This is a genomic window from Corynebacterium choanae, from assembly GCF_003813965.1.
Lineage (GTDB): Bacteria > Actinomycetota > Actinomycetes > Mycobacteriales > Mycobacteriaceae > Corynebacterium > Corynebacterium choanae.
Genome location: NZ_CP033896.1, coordinates 1,845,345 through 1,871,635, shown reverse-complemented (window position 1 = coordinate 1,871,635; position 26,291 = coordinate 1,845,345). Strand labels below are relative to the sequence as shown.

Below are 26,291 nucleotides of genomic sequence, written 5' to 3'. Positions count from 1 at the left end.
TACCATGCCAACATCATCTTTGGGCGATGAACTTTTCCCGATCAGCGCCAGCTGGTCGTCCTGCTGCGTGTGTGCAGGTGAGATCTTGCGCACCGCTGCTGTCACCCGGTTTTCATCAGCCTGGTGAGCACGCACCGGTGTGGAACCTCTTCCACATTCACCACGAACATTTTTTGCCTCATTGGGAGCTTTGTCATCATGTCTCACCCACCAGCGGTATTGCGCCGCCCCACTTTGCCGTCACTGACCGGGGCACGTTGGTGGGCGGCAGCGGCCGTGTTTCTGTTGCACGCTTTGGTGTTTCTTGCGGTCTATCCGTTTCAAACTTCCGACCTGTTTGCGCGGATTCATCAGTTTGTTCCCATGCAGCTTGGCAGCGCCGGGGTGACGTTTTTCTTTATCCTTTCCGGGTTTTTGATCTACTGGTCAAACAGTGAACTGTCTTCACTTAGCGAAGCAGGCTACTACTGGCGGCGACGGTTGACGAAGATCATGCCCATGCACCTGATCACGGCGGTGTTATTCGTTCTTGCTGCTGGCACTGTCGCCGGGGTGGTGGCGGCACAAACTGCCGGGAACCCGGTGCACTGGTGGTCATTCGCACTACCGTTCACCTTCGATAATGTTCGCGTGTGGTTGCCTAATGTGCTCCTGATTCACACCTGGAATCCACAGTGGGCGCTGCTGGCAGGCCTCAACGTACCCGCCTGGTCGCTGGCTAGTGAGATGTTGTTTTATCTCACCTTTCCACTCTTTCTTCCATTGGTGCGGCGTCTGCGCGGCAATGGTAGCTGGTGTGGTTTAGCAGGGGCGTTTGCGCTGTCGGCCGCGATTATTACTGCGATCCATCTGTTTGCCACCGGCTCGAAGCAGACGGAAAACTTCTTTGTTCCTCGGCTGTGGCCGCTTGAAACTTCCCCAGTAGCTGATGTGCACGCCCATCCGCTGTGGTTCCTCCAAGAATCTGTAGCAGTCGATCACACCTATTGGTTGAGCTACTATTTCCCGCCCACTCGGCTCGTCGAGTTCTATCTTGGGGTGTTTGCCGCCAAACTCGTGTGGGAAGGAAAATTCACCAACACTCGTCTGGGCTGGCCACTTGCGCTGCTCGTAGCAAGTTTTGCGGTGACATTCGTGGTGCCGGTGGCGTTTAAAATGTCGCTGGTGATGTCGCTGCCGATGACTGCGGTAGTTGCCACGTTGGCAGTGCGCGATATGCACGGGCTCTCCGGGCGCATCAGTGGTGACCGAATGGTGCTGTTGGGCAATATTTCCTTCGCGTTTTACATGGTGCAGTTCCCGGTTATGGTGGCGGTGCAGCGCTTTGCGATTAGTGGCCGCACAGGCGGGTTTGCCACCTGGTTACTCATGGCCGTACTGGCGTTTGTGATCTCTGTGATCTTGGCCTGGGTGCTGTTTACCTTTGTGGATGATCCCTTGATGCGGGCAACGGCGAAAGGTGGACACAACCGCAATCCGCATGCCCCGCCCAGTGAACATCCGCTGCGACGTGACATTCGCATCCTGTGCGGGAAAGGTCGACGTTCCGCGTTTGAGCCGTCACACCTGGATTAGCAGACTTGCTGCTGTAAGGTTAAAAAAGTGTTGAGTTGCCAAGAGATACGATTTTCGATGCGGCGCAATCGCATGGTGAAACCACGCCCCCGGGCGTGACCGATCCAAAAACCTTGCAACGAACCGGGTCGATAGGGCAGTGTGTCTAGCCAACAGAACAGTGCCGCACCAAGGACAGCGGTAGTGTAGCGCTGTCAACGGTGCTTTGCGGGTGCGGTGCGTGACGGTTTCCCTGTGCGGATATCGGCAGTTACAGTAGGTGATCGTATCCTGCGGGACAGTCCCGCAGTTGTCGCTGATCATTCGGTGACGCGGCGCGAAACTGTTGTTGTTTCCCGATTGCCCTGCAAAAAGCAACATGGGTATTTCGCGTCGGAAGTTACCGCAGCGCCGTCAATTTTTTCAAGGACATCATGAAACACGGAACTATGTACCGCTCAATCACTGTTGGCCTCTGCGCCGTTGCCGCGGCAGGAACGCTTGTCGCCTGTGGGGATAGTGAAGAGTCCACCCCAACTTCGACGTCCACTTCGACCTCGACGTCCACTTCGACTTCGACTGCCACATCCACGGCCACCTCCAGCGCAACTTCGACCACGACGACCACTCAACGTGTGGAAGAAACCACCACGGCCACCACTACGGAGCAAGCACCAGCGGCAGAAACCGCTGGTTCACAGCAGCAGCCGGCGCAACAGCAAGTCCCAGCAGCGCCAGCACAGCCCGCACAGCAAGTTCCCGCACCAGCACCAGCCCCTGCACCAGCCCCTGCACCTGCACCAGCACCAGCCCAAGAGCCCCCACAGCTGCCGGGTGCCAGTGACGCCAAACCTGGCTACTAAACCACAGCACTTGTTTCCTGTTCACTGGGAAAGCACACTGATACCGTGTCCCAGTCGGCACCGGCATGGTCGCCCTTAGCCCGACAGCTCACCGGAAGTGTCACTGGTAGCAGCACTTTTCCCTTGTGCCAGCGCACCCTGCAGTGCAACAAGGGTGCCTGCTACGCTGAGTGTTTGCACACCATCACAGGATTCGAAGGATTGGCGAGCAATGCTGCGAAACGCAGATATGTTCGTCAGCGGGCGCTGTTGGAAGATCGCGGGTGAGCCGTGTCCTGAATCTCGCCTGGAGGATCACCCGGTGGGATAAAGTGCCTGTGGGCAAGCCACAACACCAGGCCGGTGTTGCACCGTGGCCACGAAACCTAGCATGGTTTTACTGCCAGCGAACGCTGGCAGTGCAGTATTATCACAACGATAAAGCAAAAGCAGTGATTGCTGCTCAGTCTTGTAACGTTGTCGACCCAAGGAGAATTGTTTTCCGTCGTGTTTGAGTCACTATCTGACCGGTTGACCGGTGCCCTGCAGGGGCTTCGTGGAAAAGGCAAGCTCACTGAGCAAGACATCAACGCCACCGCGCGCGAAATTCGTATCGCGTTGCTGGAAGCTGACGTTGCGCTACCGGTCGTGCGTGGATTTATCAAACGCATCAAGGAACGCGCCCAAGGTGCGGAAGTCTCCGAGGCGCTCAACCCAGCCCAGCAGGTTATCAAGATCGTCAATGAGGAACTCGTTGGCATTCTCGGTGGTCAGACGCGTCGACTCACCCTGGCGAAAACCCCGCCGACGGTGATCATGTTGGCCGGTTTGCAGGGTGCTGGTAAAACCACGTTGGCCGGTAAGCTGGCGAAACATCTTGCCGGGCAGGGGCACACCCCAATGCTGGTCGCCTGCGATTTGCAGCGACCAGGTGCAGTCCAGCAGCTGCAGATCGTCGCTGAGCGGGCAGGTGTTGCCTGTTTCGCCCCGGATCCAGGAACTGCCCCTGACTCCTACGAGCATGAAATGGGCACCAGCCACAGTGATCCTGTCGCGGTTGCTGAAGCCTCGATTGAAGAAGCACGACGCACCAAGCATGATGTGCTTATCGTCGATACCGCCGGTCGCCTGGGTATTGATGAAACGTTGATGACGCAGGCGCGCAATATTCGCGATGCCATCAACCCTGACGAAGTGCTTTTCGTGATCGACGCGATGATCGGTCAAGACGCCGTTCAAACCGCGGAAGCCTTCCGCGACGGGGTCGATTTCACTGGTGTGGTGCTCACCAAACTTGATGGTGATGCCCGTGGTGGTGCGGCGCTGTCGATTCGGGAAGTCACCGGCAAACCGATCATGTTTGCTTCTACCGGTGAGAAGCTCGACGACTTTGATGTCTTCCACCCGGAGCGTATGGCCAGCCGTATTCTCGGCATGGGCGATATGCTCTCCTTGATTGAGCAGGCTGAGTCGGTTTTCGATCAGCAGCAGGCAGAAGTTGCCGCGCAACGCCTCGGCTCTGGTGAGCTCACCTTAGAGGACTTCCTCAACCAGATGCTAATGATTCGGCGCATGGGGCCGATCGGTAATCTGTTGAAAATGCTGCCTGGTGGCAAGCAGATGAATGAGATTGCCGACATGGTCGATGAGAAACAACTCGATCGTATTCAGGCAATCATTCGCGGTATGACCCCGCAGGAGCGGGCCAATCCAAAAATCCTCAATGCTTCCCGGCGCAAGCGTATCGCCAACGGCTCCGGTGTTTCCGTTCAGGAAGTCAACCAGCTTGTTGATCGATTCTTCGAAGCAAAGAAGATGATGAGCAAAATGGCAGGCCAATTCGGTATGCCAGGTATGGGACGATCAGCGACCAAAAAGAAGCCGAAGGGTCGCAAAAATAAGAAGGGCAAGCGGAAAGGCTATTCCCGTAAGCAGGCTCCTATGGGCGGTATGCCGGGGATGCCGGGGATGCCTGGAATGGGTGGAATGCCCGGTATGGGTGGCGGCATGCCAAGTATGGAAGAGCTGGAAGAGTTATCGAAACAATTCGGTGACAAAGGCATGCCAAAGATTCCAGGAATGGGCAAAGGCCTGCCCGGCATGGGCGGCATGATGCCACCAGGGTTCGGTGATCTTGATCTTGGCGACTTTGGTGGCAAATCCAAGGGCGGCAAGTAGTAACAGCGAAAACCTCGAGACGGACAACCAACCTGCAAGAAGTCTCACTGGCAGCTAATTCCAGTTATTGCTTGGCAAAAACAACTGCACACCGCAACCGTCGTGCTGAACCTTAGAAATTGGTTCAGCCGTTGCGAAGCACAGTGGGGAATTGCCGGCAACCCATGCTGTATCCAGAAGACGCCCGTATTCACGTTAGATCTTGATGCCCCTGCACACCTGCTGTGCAGGGGCATTGCTGTGAGACGCAACCGCAATCAGACTTCGGCCATGGATCCAGGTAGCTGGCTGAACCATCACGCTAGCTTCGAACGGTTCCAGGACGTGGAAAAGGGTTGGTATCTTCCACTGTCGCTACAGATCGCTGCCACAACAACGTGGCCGAAAAACATTTGGCACAGTGATAGCTCAGATGTTTTCCGGGTTGTATTCGATAATTTTGAGGGCGGCAAACTTCGCTGCGCACAACGTCAAAATATAATGTCGCTTGACAGACGGAATTGGTGTGCTGCATGTGCACACGGGAGGACAATGAATGCGCGAAGAAGCCCAGCTCGTGAAGTCCAAGCAGCGCGTAGCCGACCATGGCGAGGTTTTCACCCCTGAGTGGATGGTCAATGACATGCTTGACCTCGTGAAGGAGGAGTCTGAGCGTATCGACTCGCGTGTCCTGGAACCTGCCTGCGGCGAAGGAGTGTTTGTGAAAGAAGTGCTCCGCCGGAAACTTGCCACGGTGCAAAGCCGCTACGGAGCCAGCACCTTTGAGCGGAACCACTACGCGCTGCTCGGGCTGATGTGCATCTACGGCATCGAGCTCCTCGAAGACAATGCAGCCCTGTGCCGGGAAGGGCTGCTTGCGATCTTCCGTGACTTTCTCGGTGAGGACGCCGATGAAAACTGGGTCAAAGCGGCGCAAGCTGTGCTGGCGGTGAATATTGTCCAGGCTGACGCGCTGACCATGCGGCGGCCCAGCGGTGAGGCGATCACATTCCCTGAGTGGGGCTACCTGGGCAAGGGGAAGTTCCAGCGGCGCGACTTCCGCTTTGACAACCTCACCCATCGCTCAGCCTTCGCCGAAAATACTCTTTTCGGCGTGATGGATAGAGCCGATATTTTTTCCTCAGCCGCCAGCTTCCCGCCCATGACTGTGGCCGATATCGCCAACCTGGGAGCGTAATATGCTCCGCCAACACTTCAATAACAACCACAACCCCGACGTTTTAACCTGTATCGCCAACCTGTCCAACGACGAGGTCTTCACCCCACCCAAGATAGCGTCCGCCATGCTCGACCTAGTAGCTCAGGCATGGGCTGAAGACCATGACGGGGATAACCTCTGGGAAAACCCTGACGTCAAGTTTCTGGATCCGTTCGTCAAAACCGGGATCTTTTTACGCGAAATCACTCGGCGGCTCACCAAGGGGCTTGAACACAAGATCCCTGACTTACAGGAACGGGTGAACCACATTCTCACCAAGCAGGTGTACGGGATTGCTATCACCGAGTTGACCGCACTCATGGCGCGGCGCACCATCTACTGCTCCAAATACGCCAATAGCAAACACTCGATCTGCACTGCTTTCGACACCGATCATGGCAATATCTGGTTCGAGAGAACCGAACATACCTGGACTGGTGGAACCCGTGAGCGCCGAATCGATCCAGTCACCGGCGAAGAATTTTTCGTGCACACCCACCGCCGCTGCAGCTACTGCAAGGCCAGCGAAGATGACTACGGACGTGGTGATGACCTCGAGACTCACGCCTACGCACTCACCCACACAGAGGATCCACAAGCTCTGATACAACAAATCTACGGAGGAAAAGACATGCACTTCGACGTCATCATCGGTAACCCGCCATACCAGCTGTCTACCTCTGGACACGGAAAACAGGCACGTCCGATTTATGGTGACTTCGTTCAGCAGGCCAAAAAACTGGATCCACGTTACCTCACAATGATCATTCCCTCCCGTTGGTTTGCGGGTGGAATGGGTTTGGATGAGTTCAGAAATGAGATGCTCCACGATGGGCGCATCCGAGTTCTCGCGGACTATTTAACTGCTTCTGATGTATTCCCTGGTGTGGGACTTAAAGGCGGGGTCTGTTATTTTCTGTGGAATCGAGACCATGTTGGAGAATGCCAGATCACGACGCGCTACAAAGATAGCTTTGATAGTTCGGCCACTCGTGAACTATTGGAGCCGGGCGCAAATATTTTCATCCGATTCAATGAGGGTGTGTCAATTCTCCGTAAAGTCGCCAAAAAAGAAGGCTCTAGTGACGGATCAGTCAATATTCCCGAGGCAAAGAAGTTTATTAACCTCGTGAGCAGCATTGGAGCCTTTGGGCTTGAAAGCTCCTTTAAGGGGCGAGCGAATCGAAAGACTGGCGACCTGAAGGTCTACCGTAACGGTGGAATTGGATATATTTCACGAGATGAGCTCCCGAGAACGTCCGATGTCATTGACTCATGGAAGTTGTTTATTGGTCGTGCAGCTCCTGGAACAGGCAACAAGGATACGTATCCACACAGAGTGATTAGCACTCCTTTTCTGGGTGAACCAGGCTCTGTGTCATCCTGGACTTATATGCATATAGGCCCATTTGAAACTAAAGAGGAAGCTCAGAGCGTATTAAGCTATCTTAAATGCCGATTCACTCGCTTTCTGATTCAGCTTCACAAGGCATCACAGGACACTACGCGAAAGGTCTACACCTTCGTGCCACAGCAGTCGTGGGATCGGATCTGGACGGATGAGGAGCTCTATGCGAAATATGGGCTTAGCGACGAGGAGATCGCTTTCATCGAGTCCATTGTGCGCCCGATGGAGGATGACTGATGGGGCGTCCTGTCGAGCGGTTACTCCCGCCCAAGCCCTCCGCGCGGCTGCGCCTTTACGCATGGTCTTTTAGGAATCCGCCGGAAAATTATGCGGGACTGATCAAGGTTGGCCAGACGACGAAGGCGGATGTGAACGAGCGCATCCGCCAATCGCAGGGGCAGGTGCAACAGGACTACACCCTGCACGTGGACGTGACCGCTGAGCGTGAAGACGGATCCATCATCCGGGATACGGATGTCATTCAGCGTTTGGTAGCTAAAGGCTTTGAGAACCCGCATTTTGGTTCTGCTCGGGAGTGGGTGCGTTGCTCTCCGGCGGACGTGCTGACTGCTATCGCTGAGCTGCGGTCCGGTCAGGTCTACTCGGGCCACCACTACCAAACCTTTGCTATGCGCCCTGAGCAGGCAGAGGCAGTCGAGCGCACGATGGCGTATTACGACTCGATCTGGGAAGAAAACCCAAACGCAGTTCCTAGGTTCTTGTGGAATGCAAAGATGCGTTTCGGAAAAACCTTCACCACCTACCAGTTGGCTAAGCGTATGGGTGCAAAGCGGGTGCTGGTGGTGACCTTCAAGCCTGCCGTACAGGACGCCTGGCATGAAGACCTCGCAAGTCACGTGGACTTTGAGGGCTGGCAGTATCGCAATGCTGCCAGCATGGGGGACACAGACCCCATAGATCCCGATAAGCCCTTAGTGTACTTTGGTTCCTTCCAAGATCTCTTGGGGCGGGATAGGCGCACGGGGCTGATCAAGTCCAAAAACGAGTGGGTACACACCACTAACTGGGACTTGGTGGTGTTCGATGAGTACCACTTTGGGGCGTGGCGTGATTCCGCTAAAGAGCTTTTCGAGGGGGAAGACACCCGGGAAGCGAAAGGCGAGCTCGCCGCCGAATACCATGCTGGACTGGCTGTGTTCGATGAGGAACTCGACGAGCTGGGTAACGACGAAAACGCGTTTCTGCCAATTACTACCAATGCCTACCTGTACTTGTCTGGTACACCATTTAAGGCACTGGCGACGGGTGAGTTCATTGAGGAGCAGATCTTCAACTGGACTTATACCGATGAGCAGCAGGCGAAAGCGGATTGGTACCGGGATCATCCGGGTGAGTGGAACCCGTATGCGGCACTCCCAGAGATGCGGCTGCTGACTTACCAGATGCCCGATGATCTGATCGCGGTAGCCCACCAAGGTGAGTTCGACGAGTTTGACCTGAATTCCTTCTTCGCTGCCACCGGCACGGGTAAGAATGCCACGTTCATCCACCAAAGCGACGTGCAAAAATGGTTAGACCTTATTCGTGGTGAACATGCACCCACCAACCTCGATGCGCTGAAAGCTGGTGGACGGCCGCCCTTCCCGTATGCGGATGTGCGACTGTTGCCATACTTACAGCACTCATTTTGGTTTTTGCCCACTGTCGCCTCGTGTGAGGCAATGGCCAACCTGTTGCGTCAACGTCACAACACCTATTGGCGTCAATATGCAGTGATCGTGGCAGCCGGGCCTGATGCTGGCATTGGGGTGCAAGCCTTGCCGCCGGTACGTCAAGCGATCGGTGACGGGCACGACACCAAGACGATCACGCTATCTTGCGGCAAGCTCACCACTGGTGTGACCGTCAAGCAGTGGTCTTCAATCCTCATGCTTCGTAACCTGACCAGTCCTGAGACGTATTTCCAGGCTGCTTTCAGGGTGCAGTCCCCGTGGGCGATCAAGAATCCCAACGGGGATGATCCCAGCGAAGAAGAGATCCTCAAACCGGCAGGGTTCGTCTTTGACTTTGCACCCACCCGGGCGCTGCGCCAGATGGCTGATTACGGTGCGGGGCTCAATCCTGAGGCTGAGAACCCAGAAGCAGCTATGGCTGAACTGGTGAGCTTCCTGCCTGTGTTGGCCTATGACGGGGCGAACATGAAGGAAATCAACGCAGGCGAAATCCTTGACATTGCCATGGCAGGTACCTCTGCGACGCTGCTGGCAAAAAAGTGGGAGTCGGCGATCTTGGTGAACGTCGACAACCAGACCCTCAAGCGGATCATGGCCAACGAGGACGCCATGAATGCCATTATGAACATTGAAGGCTTCCGCGCGCTAGGGTCCGCTGTTTTTGAGACTGTCGTGAACATGAGTGAATCGGTTTCCAAATCGAGGAAGGAAAAGGGTGAATCGCTGACTCCTCAGGAGAAGAAAGAGCTCAAAGATGAGGAGAAAGAATACAGATCTAAGCGAAAGCAAATACAAGAAAAACTGATCAAATTTGCTACCCGCATTCCGGCTTTCATGTACCTGACGGATTTTCGCGAAAACACCCTGCATGACGTCATCACCAAGCTGGAGCCAGACTTGTTCAAGTCAGTCACTGGCCTGAGCGTGGCTGACTTTCACTTACTGGTACGTCTGGGCGTATTCAACTCCCTGCACATGAACCAGGCTGTTTTCGCTTTCCGCCGCTACGAAGACGCCTCCCTGGCCTATACCGGCATCCGCTCGCACCCCGAGCAGCAGCATCGGATGGGTCTATACGACACCGTTATCACCCTGGAGGAACATCTTCCTTAGCAACCACCTGCACCCGCACATGTCCTCCCGAGATACTTTCCTTGGACTTAGACGTATTTCTGGAGTACAGCAACACGGGTTCGGGAATCGGCATGAGCAAGCTCGGTCCGGGGGTTTGTGCGAACCCCTCAGGATTGTTGGCATCGTGCCTCAGTCATGAGTACCTGGCACTGTATTGCGGAACATGACGCGAAATGCTGGATAGGCGCTAGCTTGACATGGATCGTAGACGCGCGGTGCTGGGTTGCTCTGGGATGCTCACGGGGATTAATTCGATTCACCGTGCTGTTCTCGCTGGTAGCGATCCTTTGGAAGGGGTGCTGGTTGTCCAGATACCGTTGTGTGGCGCATCTTGGCGGTAGCTGTCTCGGTTGATTGCAGGAAAACCCGGTTACAGGTACGGCTTGGCAGGCGAGCGAAAAGCAGGGTCTTTTTTGGGGGCGATCGTCACTAGAACAAGGTGGGCTGTTCGGTCGGAACTGGTTGTTGATGAAACCGTCGACGTGCCGCAGCTTCAGTCACTCCCAGAAAATGGGCGATTTGTGCCCAGTCGGCACCGGCGGCATGTGCCTCCACCACCGTGTCGTGTACGCGCTGTTTTGCTTCGACTTCGGCAACGGCAGCCTGTTGTACTGCAAAAAGGCGCTGTTGAAGTCGCCCAGAGATTTGTCGAGACGGCATTGTTCGCACACACACCTTTCACACGTTGCTGATTGTTGTTAGGCGTTGACTTGGATGTCAGCACTGCAGTGATGTCAACTGGCGCGACACGCTCTTCTTCGAAGCCTGAACCGTGTTCCGCCGTGGGTGGGGGAAGTCGCGAGTGGACAGCCGCTGGCGGCTAGAGCATATGGTCACCAGCTCTAGTTACTTGCACCCTCACTGTTTGCACGATTGTGTGGACTGTCCTGCGGCTCGCTGAGCGCTGCTCTTATCGCAAGTCATGCAACGTCCATGCTACCTGGCAGGGTAGGGGAAGTCGGGATGTTGTGCCGCGCGTGTCCCATCCGTACCGTACATCGTTGGTGGCAGCAGTTGAGATGGGATCGTGCAGCCGAAGAACTCCCATGGCGCAAGATTATGACCCTAGTTGCTAATTCTTAGCGGATGGAAAAAATCGTTGCTGCGTTCAACTCACGGGAATAGTTGCTGTGATCACCTCACGGGGGCAAGGCAGTCGTATTGGCAGATTGCTGCGGTTATCTGCTACTATTTTTCAGGTTGTCTGCGTCTACTCATTTGATGATGGGGTCGCAAGACTACTCCGCTGCGTAGCACCGCACCCGACCACGGTCGAACGGTGGTCACGCGCAGCTAAAATCCAAGGACTGAACCGACCAGGTACAGCAGTGAAAAACTGCTGTGGTGGTGTCTGTACTGTCCAGTGACCATTGCAAGATATGTAAGGAGCCATCATGGCTGTCAAGATTAAACTGCAGCGTATCGGTAAGATTCGCACCCCGCACTACCGTGTGGTTATCGCCGACGCACGTACCCGCCGTTCCGGTAAGGTCATCGAAAACATCGGCATCTACGAGCCAAAGGCTGAGCCGTCGGTAATCCGCATCGACTCCGAGCGTGCACAGTACTGGTTGGGTGTTGGTGCACAGCCAACCGATCCAGTACTCGCACTGCTGAAGATCACCGGCGACTGGCAGAAGCACAAGGGTCTGCCAGGTGCAGAAGGCACCCTGAAGGTTGCTCCTGAGAAGCCATCCAAGCTTGAACTGTTCAACCAGGCCCTGGAAGAAGCGAACAAGGGCCCGAGCGTTGAAGCTTTCTCCGAGAAGAAGCGCAAGGAGAAGGAAGATAAGGCTAAGAAGGAAGCTGAAGCAAAGAAGGCTGCTGAAGAAGCTGCTAAGAAGGCTGACGAGGCCGAAGAAGCTGCTGAAGCAACCGAAGAAGCTCCGGCTGAAGAAGCTGCAGCCGAGTAACTTCTTTCCTCGAAGAGACGCAAGCCTTCAGCTACTGCGATATTCGCCTGCTGGGTGAGCTAGCAGTTGCTGTCGGTAACAGCGCCGGCTCCTACTGATCATGTTGATCGGTAGGAGCCGGCGTTTTTGCTATTGCCACACCCCGAAAAAACGCCGATGTCTGGTCTCATTGTCGGCGACTGCTGGTGGTGCGCAGAACAACAACTCGTGCTGGTGAAGCTGGTTTCAGGATAGTTCTGTAAGGGAATCGCAGGTGTGCTGCACTGGGGATCCACTATCGGTTCCTGTCGAGATGGTACTGCGGCGGGGCAATCCAATCGCAGGTGGGGAGTGCTACCGGTCGCTGGCAGCATGGCTCACATCCACTTGGCCGCGTGGTTGAAATAGGTTTAACCAGATATTGGTGATGAACTCGTTTCACCATTGGATTTGAGTAGCTGGAGGAAACCCTAGGAATGATGCTGGGTTCACAACCCGCCACAACGGTGAAGTTGCGGGCCGGTCTTAAACGGAAACGAAAACGGCACCCCTTGTCCACAGCGGGGGTGGGGCATCCTGTTCACGGTGAGGATCTCACCATGCACAGTGACGCTGTGGGGTGAAGCCTGGCAGGGTTGGCGTCAAAGAAATACAACACACAAACGGGGTGTAGCGCTGCCCTGGTCAGTGAGCAGTGCTACACCCCGTGTGTGGTGTGTCAGCGGCGAGTGTCCCTACCGAGTGCGAACAGTGCCTGCGGGCAATGTTGCTACTGGGAAGGGGACAAGTCCCGCTTGCAGCTTTTTAGCTAGATTACTTCTTCCAGCCAACAGCTTCGATTGGAGGTGCGCTGAAGCCAACAGCACCGGAGTTCACCAGGCCTTCCTTGACTGCAACGATCTGTGCACCGTTAGCGAATGGCAGCAGACCCCACAGTTCGAACGCTTCAGTTTCGAGTTCGTTCGCGCGCTTGATCTGTTCCTCGGCGGTTGGCAGTTCCTGCAGTTCCTTGATCTTTTCGTCGAAGGCTGCAGTACCGGTGCCGGAGAGGTTGAGCTGCGAGTCAGACTTGTAGGTCTGGCCGAAGTATGCAACACCGTATGGATCAGAGCCACGGAAAGCGATCGGCAGAATATCGAAGTCGCGCTGCTTGATGGTGTCGGAGAATTCCGCACTTGGACGCTCATCGATGGTGACGTTGATACCAGCGTCTTTCAGCATCTTCTGGGTTGCGGTAGCGCTAGCGCGGGAAGCCTCGTCGGTGCCGAAGAGGGTGTAACGCAGTTCCAGCGTCTTGCCGTCCTTGGCGTAGTAGTCGCCTTCCTTGACATAGCCGGCGTTCTCGAGGATCTTCGAGGCGGCTTCAGGGCCGAGATCGTTGCCGAGTGCCTTGGTCAGGTTGTCCTGATAGCCTTCCTGGAATGGGTAGAGCACCAGGGAGTTCGGTGGGGTCTCGGAGTAGGGCAGACCGTTGAAACGGATCTTGGACAGGGTTTCACGATCGATCGCACGGAAGATAGCTTCGCGCACGGCTGGATCATCAAGCTGTGGAGCCTTAGCGTTGAGCTCGAGGAATGGATCAGTCGCAGTCCGGATTTCAATGCCCGGCATGGTGCTGATCGCAGCGTAGCGTTCCTTCGAAGCGATGGAGGTCGCGTCAAGCTCGTTGTTCTTGAAGGCGTTAAGAGCGGCCTGCGATTCCATCTGGCGGAAGATCTTCTTGTCCAGCTTCGCTGGGCGACCCCACCACTTGTCGTTGCGGACGAACACAACCTGGCCGGTGTTGAAGTCGAAGGTCTCTGGAATGAACGGACCTGCGCCCCACTCAGGATGTGGTTCCTTGACATAGGAGTTGAAGTTGTCAACGTCCTTCAGGGCAGGGTGTGCAATTGTGTTGAACAGACCCTTCCACCAAGGATAGGCACCAGCGAAGGTCACCACAGCCTGCTTGTCGTTCTCACCGCGGGCCACAGTGGCAATGCGCTCGTAGCCGTCGGTGGAGTTCACCAGGAAGTTCGGGTTGGTGCCGTTGTTGACCTGCCAGGTGGTTTCCCATGCGGTCCAGTCAATTGGGGTGCCGTCGTTGAAGGTGGCTTTTTCGTTGATGTCAAAGGTGACAACCGTGTTGCCGTCAACGGTTTCTTCCTTGATGTTGGTGACGTACTCCGGATTTGGGTAGTACTCGCCGTTTTCATCGTAGAGAGCTACCTGTGGGTTGTAGTTCACCCAGAGCGTCCTGGTCGGGCCGGTCATGTCAGCGTGGAACACGTTCATCTGTTCCGGCACTTCGTAGGTGGCCAAGGTGAGCGTGCCGCCGTCCTTGACGTCGTCATAGTCAGTTGGCGCATAGTCGGAGCCAGCGATCTCGCCCGTTTCCGCGGAGGCAGAGGTTGCCTTGTCGGAGCTCTGTGCGGAGCTGGAGCTGTTGCTTGCCTCATCGGAGCTTGAGCAGCCCGCCAGCAACAGTGCGGATGCGGTAATAGCAGCAGTGGTCTGCAGCAAGAACTTGGAGCTCTTCACGTTATTCAACCCTTCGTCGTGTACAAGTGAAGTAGACGCCACCTTCCACAGTGCAACCATCACATGCCACCTGTGAACAATGCTTCGCAACAATGTCGGTGCAATTGCTGTCGCAATAGCATTCGAGCCGCTGTGCAACACCCAGCAGGTGTGCCAGCCTGTTGCTGCCTTGTTAAGGCGGTGAAACGGAGGTACTGGCCATATGGCTGGTACCGGGTTTTTCTGTGATGATCGTGAAAATGACGGTCACTGCGGGAAAGTTTAGCGTGATCCCATGCGAATGTCAGGTAATAGGGTGAGCTAGAACACGATCGACTCGACTGTAAACGCACACCAAGGGCGGATTATCGCTTCTGCTTCGGGGGTAATTTTTTCGTAAATGAGGGGTGTCTAACAAGGAAAATGCTGGTAACCATTGTCCGCGCAGCGTTGATAGAAACAATACGTCGCTACGGATGACCTGCTGAGCGTAAGAGCAATGGAAGCAAACTGTTATCACTTCGCAACCATTTCTTACCAAGAATTCATCCCGAGATGCGGATTGTGGCGGGTTCTGGTGGCGTCATTGCTTGCCGCACCACGCCTTACTGGAGGGGGTTTCTTGACTGTTTTCCGAAGCGATGATCTCGACGTGTGCAATGCCGTTTCTGCCATCAGCTACAGCCCTTTTTCACTGTTCGCTCATGGGCGGCAAGCTAGGTAGTCGCTGCGGCGTCGATTAGGATCAACCGCTATGGATGTTTGTATTGGTCGCGTGATCAAATCCCACGGAATCAGAGGGGAAGTCGTAGTCGATCCCACCACTGACCAGCCGGAGGTGCGATTTGCGGTAGGTGAGGTGCTGCACGGCACGCAAACGGGGAAAACCCATGAGCTCACCATTGCGCATGTTCGTCCTCATCAGCAGCGTTTACTCATCACTTTTCAGGAAGTGTCTGATCGGACAACGGCAGATACGCTGCGGGGCACGAAGTTCTTCGCCCCAGTATTAGATGACGACGATGACGAAGAGGGCTTTTACGATCATGAACTCGAAGGCCTGACAGTAGTGTGCGACGGGGCGAAGATCGGGGTTGTTTCAGAAGTAACCACAGGTCCCGGTGGCACGTTACTGCAAGTTCGACTCGCTGCTGATCAGCGGGAGGTGCTCATTCCGTTTGTGCACGCCATCGTGCCAGAGGTTGACCTGGAGCACTCCACCGTAACTATTACTCCACCTGATGGGCTCCTTGATCTATAGCAACATTGCGTGACCCCGCTTTCCGCGGCAAAGCTTTGCCAGGGATGCTTGCGCAACGCTTTGCTTTGTTTCGGTTGCCACCGCCCCTGGTCATTGCCCCGGGATCGGACGAGGCAGGGGTACTGGGGTCAAACTGGATCGCTAAGTACTGTGGCGGAAGACATAGCAATGGTTGCTGCAGTTCTTGGCCGGGTGCACAGCGATCCGCACCCGAGCGAAATACCCCTTGGCTGTTGCTACCGGTATTGCAGCCAGTGCCGCATTGCTGCTGTTTATCCTTGCTACCTGCCGGGTATTTGTAGACAACGCCCTGCTGGATGGGTGGCATCGTTACTGGCGTGCCACCAAAATCACCCCGCTGACCAGGTGTATCCTTGTACAGCTACTTTCCCTCGTGAGAATAGGAACCTGCCCCCACCATGCGTGTTGATGTCATCTCAATTTTTCCGGATTATCTTTCCCCATTAGGGCAGGCGCTCATTGGCAAAGCGATTGAACGCGGGCAGGTCAGCGTTACCGTCCACAACTTGCGGGACTGGACTGATGATGTGCATCAAGCAGTCGACGACTCTCCTTATGGTGGTGGTCCTGGCATGGTGATGAAGCCCAGTGTGTGGGGGCCAGCCTTGGTTGATGTGGCCTCCACATCGGGACTCGCGCAACGTGCGACCCCGTTGGGTTCAGCCACCCCGCATCGGAATGTGGCACGCCATGACGACCTGCGCGACAGCACCTTTACCGGCTATGAGCAAGGTGATCGTATTGATCCAGCCCGCGGTGAAACACCAGCTGACGCCGACAAACCGCTGCTCATTGTGCCAACCCCTGCGGGGCGACCATTTACGCAGTCAGACGCGCAAGCCTGGTCAGGGGAGGATCATGTGGTGTTTGCCCCCGGGCGATATGAAGGCATCGATCAGCGGGTGATTACTGCCGCCAGGAAACACTATCGGGTACGGGAAGTGTCCATTGGGGACTATGTGCTCATCGGTGGGGAGGTGGCGGTGCTGGTCATCGCCGAGGCGATTATTCGTCTGATCCCTGGGGTGTTGGGTAATGCCAGTTCCCATGCGGAGGACAGCTTTTCTGATGGGTTGCTGGAAGGTCCAAGCTACACCAAGCCAGCGCTGTGGGAAGGGCTTGCTGTGCCGGAAGTGTTACTCAGTGGCAACCACGGCAAGATTGCCCGCTGGCGGCGGGAACAATCCTTGCAACGTACCGCAACCATTCGTCCAGATCTGCTCACGGCAGCTGCTAAACGAGGTGACCTGACCGCCGAGGATCTTGCGTTTTTAGCATCAATCGAGCAATCAGATGGGGACGTGCACAATCCATCGGATGACCGCTAGCTGTTGATCATCCAAGGATGACCACGCAGCGCTCGCCGTGTGGTTGTTGATCTACCACGTTTTCCAGGTGTTGTGCAGGCACAGTGCAGGTGTTGCGGCAGGCAAGTCTGCAGGGAACCCAGTTTGCGCCGGTGTTTGTGCGTTACCAGCAGGTCACCTGGGCGGCCTGAGGGTTTGCCACGGTGATCGCCCCGTTGAACAACTCAGGATCCTCCAGCAGTGCAATAATGGCGATTATGGAACCAACACAGTGGACCACCGATATTCAGGTGCTGCTCACCAGGTCTGAGTGGCAGCGCCTCGAACCTGAACTATCGCAGCATTTAACCGACGAGGATTGCACCCCGATGAATATCGCAGTCGAAGAGCTATCGTTTGCTTGCGAACCAGACAACATGCTGGTGAGTGAATATCAGCAGCGGGAAGGTCATCCGCCAGTAGCAGAGATCCTGCACCGGGTAGTTGTCCACAGCCGCAGTACACGTGCCGCCAGCGAAGTGACCAAACATGTGGTTACCGCGTTGGGCAACCCCCAATATTGGTATGGCACCACCTCGGCAGGGTTTCTTGACCCTGGCAGCAAGAGTGCCTGCAATATTTCACTCTAACCACCAACGCCCTGGGGCGGCCGACCTTAAGTTCGTATCGAATGGATGGCAAAAGATCTGCCACCTGTGAGTGTTAGCTGGCAGGCGATGGCTAAAGCGCTAGTGCAGGGACAGAAAGGTGTTCGTTGCTTTTTTACCGCATTGCAGCGACGTGACCTGGGTGAATAGTGATAGTCGCTGTGGTGCGATACGGCTTATTTGGCGTTTCGCTCAATGAGACCTTGCACGATGGCAGCGCCCTGCTGCGCCTCGTCAACGGTTACCACCAGCGGTGTTTGGTTGGCTCGGTGCAGTGTCATTCCCTCGCCGCTGCGCAAAATATAGCCCATGCCATGTTTGCTGAAGCGCAACCCCCAGCCGCCGTAGCTCATCGGGTTGATGTGTTGTGTCTGCACAGCGGTAATCGCAGCGACGGCAGTGGTGCTGCGGAACAATCCGGCAAGAAACGCTACCGTGACCTGATCTTGGTTGACGGTGACAGTGAGTTTCGTCATTGCCAGCGTGGGCAGCATGAGCAGCGTTGCGCCGCCGAGAATCACCTTCGTCGCAGTCGACGCATCTTCGTCGAGAAACAGATACACAGTAATTGTCGCCAGTGCAGCAAGTGACAGCAGCAATACTGCAATGATCACTGCTGGCATGCGTGCCGTACCTACCCATTGGGTGGTTGAATGATCCGCCACCAGAGTCTTATCGACATTACGGCTGACCCCATCTTCGGCTGGATACACCGGTTTTGCGAACAGTCCTAGAACGATCCCAACCCCAATGGAGCATCCCAAAATCGCAAGCATTGGCAGCCACGGCAGGGTTGCTTGGGTGACGTCCCCGCTCGCCGCAACATTGCGGTGAATGGTAAGGCCGAGCACGCCCCAAGAGAAAAACAAGGCAAACGCATTGTTGACCACAACGATGAGCCGATTGACTGTCCCTGCTAGATATCCGATGAACACCACCAGAGCAAGCTGGAGGGCGCCGATTCCGGCAATAAACGCCAGCGGGGAGGAGTAATCATTCGCCTGCCCGTCCGCCCCAAAATGGCTGGCAATCTGGTTAGGGAGCATCGGCAGCTCCGCTAACCCGTACAGTATCCCGAAGACGGTAATGGCTGTAGGAAGCCCTAGTGCAAGGAAACGGAAGCGGAAAATCTCTCGGTGAAACATGATGATAGGGGTCTCCTTGCCTTTTCGAGGGTGTCCGGAGTGTGACCTTGCGCTGCGACGGTGAACCCGTCCTGTGTTGAGGTGCGCTCATACAACGGCCGCAGTATCCGCGAAGCAATGCATGCACTCGCTGTGCACGGGTGGCGGGAAGACCATCGGTGAGGCGCCGCCGCCTGTGTGGTAACAACCTTAGTCGTTTTCGGTGTGTGCCGTCGGCGACCAGGATGAAACTGATGTTGCTGCAGTGTTGGTTTTCTCATCGCTAGCAGTGCTGCTGCTTCTCGCTGAAGCGGGAAAAGAAACCATGAGCGGCAACATTGCGCGGTACAGCAATCCGACGCGACGCGGTCGGATGTCGTTGCTGGTCGTGTCCCCGTCACATGCGAGGTTGCTGACCGCGGCGACAAGCGTGAGTATGGTTGCCGATATAGTGGGTCGCTGTGATTACCGAAACGATTGCTGCCGAACTTCACTGTGCACCGTGGCAGGTTGATGCCGCGGTGACCATGCTCGATAATGGGGATACGGTTCCTTTTATTGCCCGCTATCGGAAAGAAAAAACCGGTGGATTGGATGACAGCCAGCTGCGCCAGCTCACCGAACGCTTGCGATATTTGCGCGAACTCAACGATCGGAAAGCTACGATCCTTGCCGCGATCGAAGAGCAGGGCAAACTCACCGATGAACTGCGGGCGCTCATCGATGGGTGCGATTCGAAATCACGCCTGGAAGATCTCTACCTGCCGTTTAAGAAACGGCGCAAAACGAAAGCCGATATTGCCCGGGAACAAGGTCTGGAACCCCTAGCGCACATCCTTATTGAGCAGGGTGGGGATCCTTCCTTCGACTTTGCCCAGGCCGCCCAAGGATATGTCACTGCTGATGTGCCGGACGCTGCCGCGGCGATGGCTGGTGCCCAAGCCATTGTTATCGACGAACTTGCGCTCAACGCGGCCGTGATCGGTCCGCTTCGCGACCTGTTTTTTACCAACGGAAAACTTGTTGCCACAGTGATCGATGGCAAAGCTGGGGAAGGTGCCCGATTCGCGGACTATTTCGACTTTGCTGAAGCGTTTACCGACATGCCATCGCACCGTATTTTGGCGTGTTTCCGCGGCGAATCCGAAGGGATCCTTTCGGTTGTTACCGATGGCTATCTGCCGGAAGAAGACTATGTTGCCCACATTGTGCAGTTAGCGAATTGGCAGGCCAACCCCACCAGTCCGCTGTTTAGCACTGTTGCGAAAGGCTGGCGCACCAAGCTTGCAGTGTCTGCCGGTTTAGATGCGCGGATGCGGTTAAAACAATTCGCTGAAGATGGGGCATTAGCAGTGTTTGCGGCAAACCTGCATGATGTGCTTCTTGCCGCCCCAGCCGGATCGAAAGTGGTGTTAAGCATCGATCCGGGCTATCGCAACGGATGTAAATGTGCCGTTGTCGACGGCACCGGTAAAGTGCTCGACACTGCCATTGTGTATCCCCATCAGCCAGCTAACCGCTGGCAGGAAGCAGTTGCAACCTTAGCTTCCGCAGTGCAACGATTCGGGGTGGAGCTGATCGCAGTCGGCAACGGTACAGCGTCACGCGAATCGCTCAAACTTGCCAGGGAAGTAGCGTCCCTCGCCGGCGGGGACGCAACCCCTGCGCCAACAGTTGTTACTGTGAGCGAATCCGGGGCGAGTGTCTATTCTGCTTCATCGATTGCGGCGGAAGAATTCCCCGACCTTGATGTTTCCCTCCGCGGGGCGGTTTCGATCGCCCGTCGTCTCCAAGACCCACTTGCAGAGCTGGTAAAAATCGATCCGAAATCGATCGGAGTGGGACAATATCAGCATGATGTCAACCAAACCCAGCTTGCCCGCACCCTTGACGGGGTAGTGGAGCAGGCAGTGAACTCTGTGGGGGTTGATATCAACACCGCCTCCTGGCCGTTGTTAACCAAGGTCGCCGGTGTCAGCCCCACCATTGCGAAAAATATTGTTGCCCACCGGGAACAACACGGACCATTTACTAGCCGTGCCGAATTGAAGAACGTGTCCCGGCTAGGGCCGAAAGCGTTTGAACAGTGCGCCGGATTTTGCCGAATTCCTGGGGCGGCGAACCCGCTCGACGCCTCAGCGGTCCACCCCGAATCGTATGCGGTAGCAGAAAACATCGCGCAAACCGCAGGCGTGGAATTACACACCCTGGTTGGTAATCGGCAGCTTGTTTCGACCATCAACCCGGCCGATTTCACCACCGACACCGTTGGATTAGCGACAGTTACCGACATTGTCAGCGAGTTGGAGAAACCTGGCCGCGATCCTCGCCCCGCATTTACTACCGCAGAATTCCGCGACGATGTCACCAGCATTGGTGATCTCACCCCTGGAATGATTCTGGCGGGCACCGTGACCAACGTGGCAGCTTTTGGTGCATTTGTTGACATTGGAGTCCATCAAGACGGGCTCGTTCACGTCTCCGCGATGAAACGAGGCTTTGTCGCTGATCCGCATGACGTGGTTCGATCAGGCGACACGGTGCGAGTGAAAGTGTTGGACGTCGATGTGCCCCGCAAACGCATCAGCTTGACGCTGCGGCTAGATGATCCTCTCCCCGCGGACGCAGCAACTGCGGGTAAGCAGTCAACCCAGAACCGTAAACCTGGCCGCGGCACCGCCGACCGGCCGAAGGGCAGCACAGGAAGCGGTAACCGCGGCAACAATCGGGGTGGCCGAGGATCATCGAAGCAACAATCGAACAACAGTGGACAGCGCTCTTCTGCGCCTGCCACAAGTTTGGCAGATGCGCTGCGCAACGCCGGATTTGGGCGTTAACCCGGCGGTGGGTTGCAGCCTGGGGCAAGCAGTCACCTGCTTTTGGCGTGACCCTTGACATGCCGGTGCCTGGTGGCAAACCGGCGATTATTCCTGGCCGTGGGGAAGTGGGTCGTTGCTCGATTGTGGCGGGATGTGCACCACAGCTCACTCACGGCAACGATCCTGGTTGGGAAGTTTGAAACTTCTGGCAGACCATGCAATACTTGTCCAGTTGCCTAGCTGTCAAGCGTTATCTTGAACCACGCTTACCAACCCGACCGGGAAAGCACATCAAACAACGATTCCTTTCACGGTGGTCGTAGGGGCTGCGAGGAAGTCACGCTCACCGCGGAATTCCTTGCCAAGCGCAGACAGCCAGCAGCAGGTTCTGGATATGAACCAGTCGAGCACCACCTGCACACGTTTGCAGTGCCGGTTTGGTTTTCGCCGCTCGGTTCCTCTATTCCTCTCCTTAGTTCAACAGAAACGAGTGTTTACCCGTTATGCATATTCTTGACAAAGTCGATGCAGCACAGCTGCGCGACGACATCCCAGACTTCCGTCCCGGCGACACCGTCGACGTGCACGTGAAGGTTATCGAAGGTGAAAAGTCCCGTATCCAGGTGTTCCGCGGTGTCGTTATCCGTCGCCAGCGTTCCGGTATCCGGGAAACCTTCACTGTTCGGAAGATTTCCTTCGGTATCGGTGTGGAGCGTACCTTCCCGGTGCACTCCCCGAACATCGACCACATCGATGTGATCACCCGCGGTAAGGTTCGCCGGGCGAAGCTGTACTACCTGCGCAACCTGCGTGGCAAGGCAGCCAAGATCAAGGAAAAGCGCTAAGCCAACTCCTTGTGCAGCAGCGGCATATGCCGCCATCAGCTGTACGGTGCAACCCCCAGTTAGAAGCCAAATATCGACTGCGATATTCTCTTCTCGCTGGGGGTTTTCGCGTCTCATAGTCGCCCCACCGAGCAGCGTGCACAAGGCGTGTTTTCCCTGCTTGTAAGCCTGCACAGCAGGGCATTCGGCAGCTGGAATATTTCGCTGTGAAAGTTGTCGGTGCCGATTTCATGCACACTGGGGTGGCAGATACGTCTCCGTCGTCAAGACTTGTTGTTACCGGTTGAGCAGCTGATCCAACACTTGTCTTGCGATCATCGCCGCCACCTCCTGCTTTTTCAGCTGCTAGGCGGTAGCTAACCGGCGCCGTGGCCGGAATATTGGTCGCGCAACATGGCAGGAAAACCACGTTACGCCTGCGCAGGATACTCCCACATGGCGGCTGCCAAGCAATCGGTGCGCAACAGTCGCAGCTAAATACTGGTAGTGTTTGCCTGCGTGACGATGTCCCATGAATCTGCAACGAACTCGGATAAACCAGTAGGGTCGGTGCGCCATATTCGGAAAAACCGGAAGCAACGCAAAGAACAGCCCTGGTATATCGAGATTCCCCTGGTTATCCTGATCACCCTGGTGCTGGTTGCCGTCATGCAAACCTTCATCGGCCGGTTGTATGTGATTCCTTCCCAGTCGATGGAACCGACCCTGCACGGCTGCGCTGGATGCACCGGCGACCGCATTTTCGTTGACAAAGTGACCTATGATTTCACCGACCCGGAACCCGGCGACGTCGTCGTCTTCCGTGGTCCGCCGTCGTGGAACACCAACTATGTGTCCACCCGGTCAACGAACGCCATGGTGCGGGGGTTGCAAAATATTGGTGCGAAGGTTGGACTTGTTGCCCCCGATGAAAACGATCTCGTCAAACGAGTGATCGCAACCGGTGGCCAAACGATTCAATGCCTCGAAGGGGATCCTGGGGTGATGGTTGACGGGAAAGAAGTCGATTCTTCCTATATTCAACAGCCCCCAACCTATCCCACTGATCCAGCAGTCGGCTCTGACGCCTGCGGGGGCATCTACTTCGGTCCGATAACTGTCCCTGAAGATAACGTCTTTGTCATGGGAGATAATCGGACAAACTCTGCCGATTCCAGATATCATCTCGGCGACGAATATCAAGGAACTGTGCCAGTCGACAATATTGTCGGCAAGGTGCAGGCGATCGTGTTGCCGTTTAGCCGGATTGGTGGGGTTGCCGATCCTGATATTCAGCAACAGTAAGCTGCCGCAACAGCGGCAAGCTCACCCGCTAGGCTAAACAAGCAATCCTCAATTACCTTGAAGTTTTCGCAGCATGTTCGGGTTTCCCGATTCGATACATTGCGTGCCCCATGCTGGATCTGCGGCAGGAGATGATCGTGTTGGGTAAACATCCCGAACAGCTCCCCGGAGCGTTGATAGCACGACTGCCGTGGATGCGGGCAGCAAATCACGTCCCCGTCACGGGCAGTGGCGGGCTGCGTGATCTTGAGGCAGCCGTTGATCTTGCTGGGTTGGGGCCGGTGGCAGGTGTCGACGAGGTAGGGCGTGGTGCCTGTGCCGGACCTTTGGCTGCCGGGGCATGCATTCTGCCAAGCAGAGAGCTTCCCGAATTGCAGGAACTCACCGATAGCAAACAGCTCACCGCCGCCAAACGACGACGTCTCGTGCCGGTGATTGAATCGGTGGCAGTAGCGACAGCTGTGGTGTTTATCGAGCCTGCAGATATTGATACCTATGGGCTACAGTGGGCGAACTTTGCGGCGATGCGCTGGGCGGTAACCAGTTTGCAAGTGCAACCAGGATATGTGCTCACCGATGCGGTGCAGCTGGCTGGGTTGCCAATGCCGCACATCCCGATTGTGAAAGGTGACGCGACTGCACTGTGTATTGCTGCAGCGAGTGTGCTGGCAAAAGTTGCTCGGGATAGCTTGATGGCAGACTATGACGAGATCTATCCCGGATATGGGTTTGCAGGACATAAAGGCTACGGGACAGCGAAACATATGGAATCGGTGCGCCGCCACGGGGCGAGCCCAATCCATCGCTACACTTATGCCAATGTGGCGCAAGCCCACAGTCAATGGTTAACGACGCACACCGCAGACACAACCGCGAATCAGCCCACCACACTGTGAGGCAACAACGGCTGATTTGCTGCTTTGTATGAGATCGTGAGCCGGTGACGTTGTTTCACTACCAATTTTCCTGCGGAGGATATTTGTGAGCGCTGAAGAACTCGACAACTATGAGGCTGATGTTGAGCTGTCGCTCTACCGCGAATATCGCGACATTGTCAGCCAATTCTCTTATGTGATTGAAACTGAGCGGCGCTTTTATCTTGCCAACGCGGTAGAACTCATTCCGCACAATCAGGGTCTTGACGTGTACTACGAGATTCGCATGTCTGATGCGTGGGTGTGGGATATGTACCGGGCGGCGCGTTTCGTTCGCTATGTGCGGGTGATCACCTATAAGGATGTCAATATCGAAGAGCTTGATAAACCGGACATGTACGTTCCAGAGCAGTAGGCGCATAGCACAATATCAATCAATCACGCCTGTTCCGGCACTGTAAGCCTGTGGAGAACTCTAGTTTTCCACAGGCTTTCGGCATTGCTGGGGCTGTGTCGGGGCAGCTGCTTGCAGCGGCGGTAACAATGTGATCAGTCGCTGTGCACTGCTCGTTGCCGTGTTTGGCTGCGGTGTGCCTGGGTTGAATATGCATCGCAGGCACGAGAACTATTCCGGGGGGTGTATCCATTCGGGGCATACCTGGTCTGGGGTCTCGGGGATGTGGTTGTGTCGTTGTTCGCCGGGGGAATGTTGGCGTTGGGAAATCGCCGTTCGGGAAGCATCGCCTAGCCGCACCAACGGGGTTTGGGATGTGCGCAGGGACATTGCTGTTGATGGAAACGATTGATAAGTGAGCTTGAAATGTTGTCTTTGTCGACCTATCGGCCGAATTTGCGCCGAAATCAGACCGCTGCAACGCTTTGCTACGAGCAGCAGGGGGCGATGATCCGCCAAGAAAATGTGCGATATCCCAAGGCTGAAGCAGATCTGCTGGTGGAATATCCTGCCCACGAATTAGCTGTAGTAGCGGTAAAAACACTTATTCGACCCCCAACCGATGGGAGGGTGCCGTTGTCGAGTGGATATTTTGCGCAGCTTGCCCGTGCCGGCAAACGCTTGGCAGGAGTGCATTCGGCAAGCAGCGTGCGGCTCGATGTGGTGGGGGTGATGCCAGACTGTTCCGCAGAGGTATTGTCGCCCTTTTGGATCGATGCGGTAGCAGCGTTTCCCTCCCGGGTGATTGCTGCAAGTACCCACACTCGTGGGGTTACACTCACCCAACTAGCACAGGTCAACAATTCACTGCCGGTGTTGCCGGAAGCAGACGAAAGCAGTCGTTACTGTGCACACACTGTGCAATTGTGGCGGCTTGCAACCTCTCGGACAGCATTGTGGTGTTGGCAGTGGCAGGAGGTGTTTGCGCCATGTACAGCCAAGCTGTCACGGTAACCACCAACGGGTCTACACCGCAGTTACACCGGTTACAGACCCGGCCGGTAACTTTGCCCGGTGTAAACGCCCCCGGAGGAAAGCTGTGCAGCTGGTTGCATCCGGCAGTCGATGAACCCAGTTGGCGGGGATGGGTTAGCCGGATCGGAAGGATCGTTGAGCAACTTCTCACGGTGCCAAATACTTGCCAGATGCAGCTCACCTGCAGCGGTATGTTGCGGCAGTCGGCATTTGCAGACTGTGATCTTGCGGCAGTGATGGCAGTGGTGTGTGGATTGCTGCCTCAGCCACAAAGGGATCG

19 protein-coding genes are annotated in these 26,291 nt (G+C 55.8%); 16 read left to right on the top strand and 3 right to left on the bottom strand.

The genetic code is table 11. The features are described from left to right. Positions 1-198: 198 nt before the first annotated feature. The 6 genes from CCHOA_RS06760 (at position 199) to CCHOA_RS06735 (ending at position 9,987) form a co-directional block, all read left to right on the top strand. On the top strand, positions 199-1,575 hold the full coding sequence (locus tag CCHOA_RS06760) for an acyltransferase family protein (RefSeq protein WP_123928581.1): 1,377 nt from the start codon (positions 199-201) through the stop codon (positions 1,573-1,575). 413 nt (positions 1,576-1,988) lie between these two features. Further along, complete coding sequence (locus CCHOA_RS10680; RefSeq protein WP_164472413.1) at positions 1,989-2,417, top strand: hypothetical protein; 429 nt, start codon at positions 1,989-1,991, stop codon at positions 2,415-2,417. 486 nt (positions 2,418-2,903) lie between these two features. Next, entirely contained in the window at positions 2,904-4,574 is a 1,671-nt protein-coding gene (gene ffh, locus CCHOA_RS06750) for a signal recognition particle protein (protein ID WP_123928575.1), read from the top strand. A gap of 535 nt (positions 4,575-5,109) precedes the next feature. Then, the gene (locus CCHOA_RS06745) at positions 5,110-5,751 is read left to right on the top strand and encodes a DNA methyltransferase family protein (protein ID WP_123928572.1); all 642 of its coding nucleotides are present in this window, start codon (positions 5,110-5,112) and stop codon (positions 5,749-5,751) included. 1 nt (position 5,752) lies between these two features. After that, complete coding sequence (locus tag CCHOA_RS06740) at positions 5,753-7,417, top strand: Eco57I restriction-modification methylase domain-containing protein (RefSeq protein ID WP_123928569.1); 1,665 nt, start codon at positions 5,753-5,755, stop codon at positions 7,415-7,417. Further along, positions 7,417-9,987, top strand: a complete 2,571-nt coding sequence (locus CCHOA_RS06735) for a DEAD/DEAH box helicase family protein (protein ID WP_123928566.1) — start codon at positions 7,417-7,419, stop codon at positions 9,985-9,987. The genes CCHOA_RS06740 and CCHOA_RS06735 overlap by 1 nt, the downstream gene beginning before the upstream one ends. A 450-nt stretch (positions 9,988-10,437) precedes the next feature. Here CCHOA_RS06735 and CCHOA_RS06730 read toward each other — a convergent pair whose 3' ends face one another. Beyond that, positions 10,438-10,668, bottom strand: coding sequence for a hypothetical protein (locus CCHOA_RS06730; RefSeq protein WP_123928563.1), 231 nt, complete (start codon positions 10,666-10,668; stop codon positions 10,438-10,440). 734 nt (positions 10,669-11,402) lie between these two features. Between CCHOA_RS06730 and rpsP the strand changes: the two genes are divergently transcribed. After that, complete coding sequence (gene rpsP / locus CCHOA_RS06725; protein WP_123928559.1) at positions 11,403-11,921, top strand: 30S ribosomal protein S16; 519 nt, start codon at positions 11,403-11,405, stop codon at positions 11,919-11,921. A gap of 792 nt (positions 11,922-12,713) precedes the next feature. On the opposite strand, the gene CCHOA_RS06720 is transcribed toward rpsP, so the two are convergent. Then, entirely contained in the window at positions 12,714-14,420 is a 1,707-nt protein-coding gene (locus tag CCHOA_RS06720) for an ABC transporter family substrate-binding protein (RefSeq protein WP_245992271.1), read from the bottom strand. A 733-nt stretch (positions 14,421-15,153) separates the two neighbouring features. Between CCHOA_RS06720 and rimM the strand changes: the two genes are divergently transcribed. The 3 genes from rimM to CCHOA_RS06705 all read left to right on the top strand — a co-directional run bounded on the left by rimM (position 15,154) and on the right by CCHOA_RS06705 (position 17,617). Next, the gene (gene rimM, locus CCHOA_RS06715; protein WP_123928553.1) at positions 15,154-15,660 is read left to right on the top strand and encodes a ribosome maturation factor RimM; all 507 of its coding nucleotides are present in this window, start codon (positions 15,154-15,156) and stop codon (positions 15,658-15,660) included. Between the two features lie 419 nt (positions 15,661-16,079). Continuing rightward, positions 16,080-17,009, top strand: a complete 930-nt coding sequence (gene trmD / locus CCHOA_RS06710; RefSeq protein ID WP_123928550.1) for a tRNA (guanosine(37)-N1)-methyltransferase TrmD — start codon at positions 16,080-16,082, stop codon at positions 17,007-17,009. A 236-nt stretch (positions 17,010-17,245) separates the two neighbouring features. After that, on the top strand, positions 17,246-17,617 hold the full coding sequence (locus CCHOA_RS06705) for a hypothetical protein (protein WP_123928547.1): 372 nt from the start codon (positions 17,246-17,248) through the stop codon (positions 17,615-17,617). A 194-nt stretch (positions 17,618-17,811) separates the two neighbouring features. Here CCHOA_RS06705 and CCHOA_RS06700 read toward each other — a convergent pair whose 3' ends face one another. After that, entirely contained in the window at positions 17,812-18,780 is a 969-nt protein-coding gene (locus tag CCHOA_RS06700) for a DUF1648 domain-containing protein (RefSeq protein ID WP_123928544.1), read from the bottom strand. 440 nt (positions 18,781-19,220) lie between these two features. On the opposite strand from CCHOA_RS06700, the gene CCHOA_RS06695 reads away from it, so the two are divergent. The 6 genes from CCHOA_RS06695 (at position 19,221) to CCHOA_RS06670 (ending at position 25,990) form a co-directional block, all read left to right on the top strand. Continuing rightward, on the top strand, positions 19,221-21,596 hold the full coding sequence (locus CCHOA_RS06695; RefSeq protein ID WP_123928541.1) for a Tex family protein: 2,376 nt from the start codon (positions 19,221-19,223) through the stop codon (positions 21,594-21,596). Between the two features lie 485 nt (positions 21,597-22,081). Further along, positions 22,082-22,423: a 50S ribosomal protein L19 gene (gene rplS / locus CCHOA_RS06690; RefSeq protein ID WP_123928539.1), complete on the top strand. Its 342-nt coding sequence runs from the start codon at positions 22,082-22,084 to the stop codon at positions 22,421-22,423. Between the two features lie 504 nt (positions 22,424-22,927). Beyond that, positions 22,928-23,707: a signal peptidase I gene (gene lepB / locus CCHOA_RS06685; protein ID WP_123930973.1), complete on the top strand. Its 780-nt coding sequence runs from the start codon at positions 22,928-22,930 to the stop codon at positions 23,705-23,707. Between the two features lie 194 nt (positions 23,708-23,901). Then, the gene (locus CCHOA_RS06680; RefSeq protein WP_123930970.1) at positions 23,902-24,603 is read left to right on the top strand and encodes a ribonuclease HII; all 702 of its coding nucleotides are present in this window, start codon (positions 23,902-23,904) and stop codon (positions 24,601-24,603) included. A gap of 85 nt (positions 24,604-24,688) precedes the next feature. Then, positions 24,689-24,997: a DUF2469 domain-containing protein gene (locus CCHOA_RS06675; protein WP_123928537.1), complete on the top strand. Its 309-nt coding sequence runs from the start codon at positions 24,689-24,691 to the stop codon at positions 24,995-24,997. Positions 24,998-25,402: 405 nt separating this feature from the next. Continuing rightward, on the top strand, positions 25,403-25,990 hold the full coding sequence (locus tag CCHOA_RS06670; protein WP_123928534.1) for a hypothetical protein: 588 nt from the start codon (positions 25,403-25,405) through the stop codon (positions 25,988-25,990). Positions 25,991-26,291 lie beyond the last annotated feature (301 nt).

Bases quoted from the DNA above. Each gene is read 5' to 3' on its own strand.
- CCHOA_RS06670 (WP_123928534.1), top strand. From the start codon at position 25,403: ATGTTGTCTTTGTCGACCTATCGGCCGAATTTGCGCCGAAATCAGACC.
- CCHOA_RS06760 (WP_123928581.1), top strand. From the start codon at position 199: ATGTCTCACCCACCAGCGGTATTGCGCCGCCCCACTTTGCCGTCACTG.
- rplS (WP_123928539.1), top strand. From the start codon at position 22,082: ATGCATATTCTTGACAAAGTCGATGCAGCACAGCTGCGCGACGACATC.
- CCHOA_RS06700 (WP_123928544.1), bottom strand. From the start codon at position 18,780: ATGTTTCACCGAGAGATTTTCCGCTTCCGTTTCCTTGCACTAGGGCTT.
- CCHOA_RS06680 (WP_123930970.1), top strand. From the start codon at position 23,902: ATGCGGGCAGCAAATCACGTCCCCGTCACGGGCAGTGGCGGGCTGCGT.
- rpsP (WP_123928559.1), top strand. From the start codon at position 11,403: ATGGCTGTCAAGATTAAACTGCAGCGTATCGGTAAGATTCGCACCCCG.
- rimM (WP_123928553.1), top strand. From the start codon at position 15,154: ATGGATGTTTGTATTGGTCGCGTGATCAAATCCCACGGAATCAGAGGG.
- CCHOA_RS10680 (WP_164472413.1), top strand. From the start codon at position 1,989: ATGAAACACGGAACTATGTACCGCTCAATCACTGTTGGCCTCTGCGCC.
- CCHOA_RS06745 (WP_123928572.1), top strand. From the start codon at position 5,110: ATGCGCGAAGAAGCCCAGCTCGTGAAGTCCAAGCAGCGCGTAGCCGAC.
- CCHOA_RS06705 (WP_123928547.1), top strand. From the start codon at position 17,246: ATGGAACCAACACAGTGGACCACCGATATTCAGGTGCTGCTCACCAGG.
- CCHOA_RS06730 (WP_123928563.1), bottom strand. From the start codon at position 10,668: ATGCCGTCTCGACAAATCTCTGGGCGACTTCAACAGCGCCTTTTTGCA.
- CCHOA_RS06740 (WP_123928569.1), top strand. From the start codon at position 5,753: ATGCTCCGCCAACACTTCAATAACAACCACAACCCCGACGTTTTAACC.
- lepB (WP_123930973.1), top strand. From the start codon at position 22,928: ATGTCCCATGAATCTGCAACGAACTCGGATAAACCAGTAGGGTCGGTG.
- trmD (WP_123928550.1), top strand. From the start codon at position 16,080: ATGCGTGTTGATGTCATCTCAATTTTTCCGGATTATCTTTCCCCATTA.
- CCHOA_RS06735 (WP_123928566.1), top strand. From the start codon at position 7,417: ATGGGGCGTCCTGTCGAGCGGTTACTCCCGCCCAAGCCCTCCGCGCGG.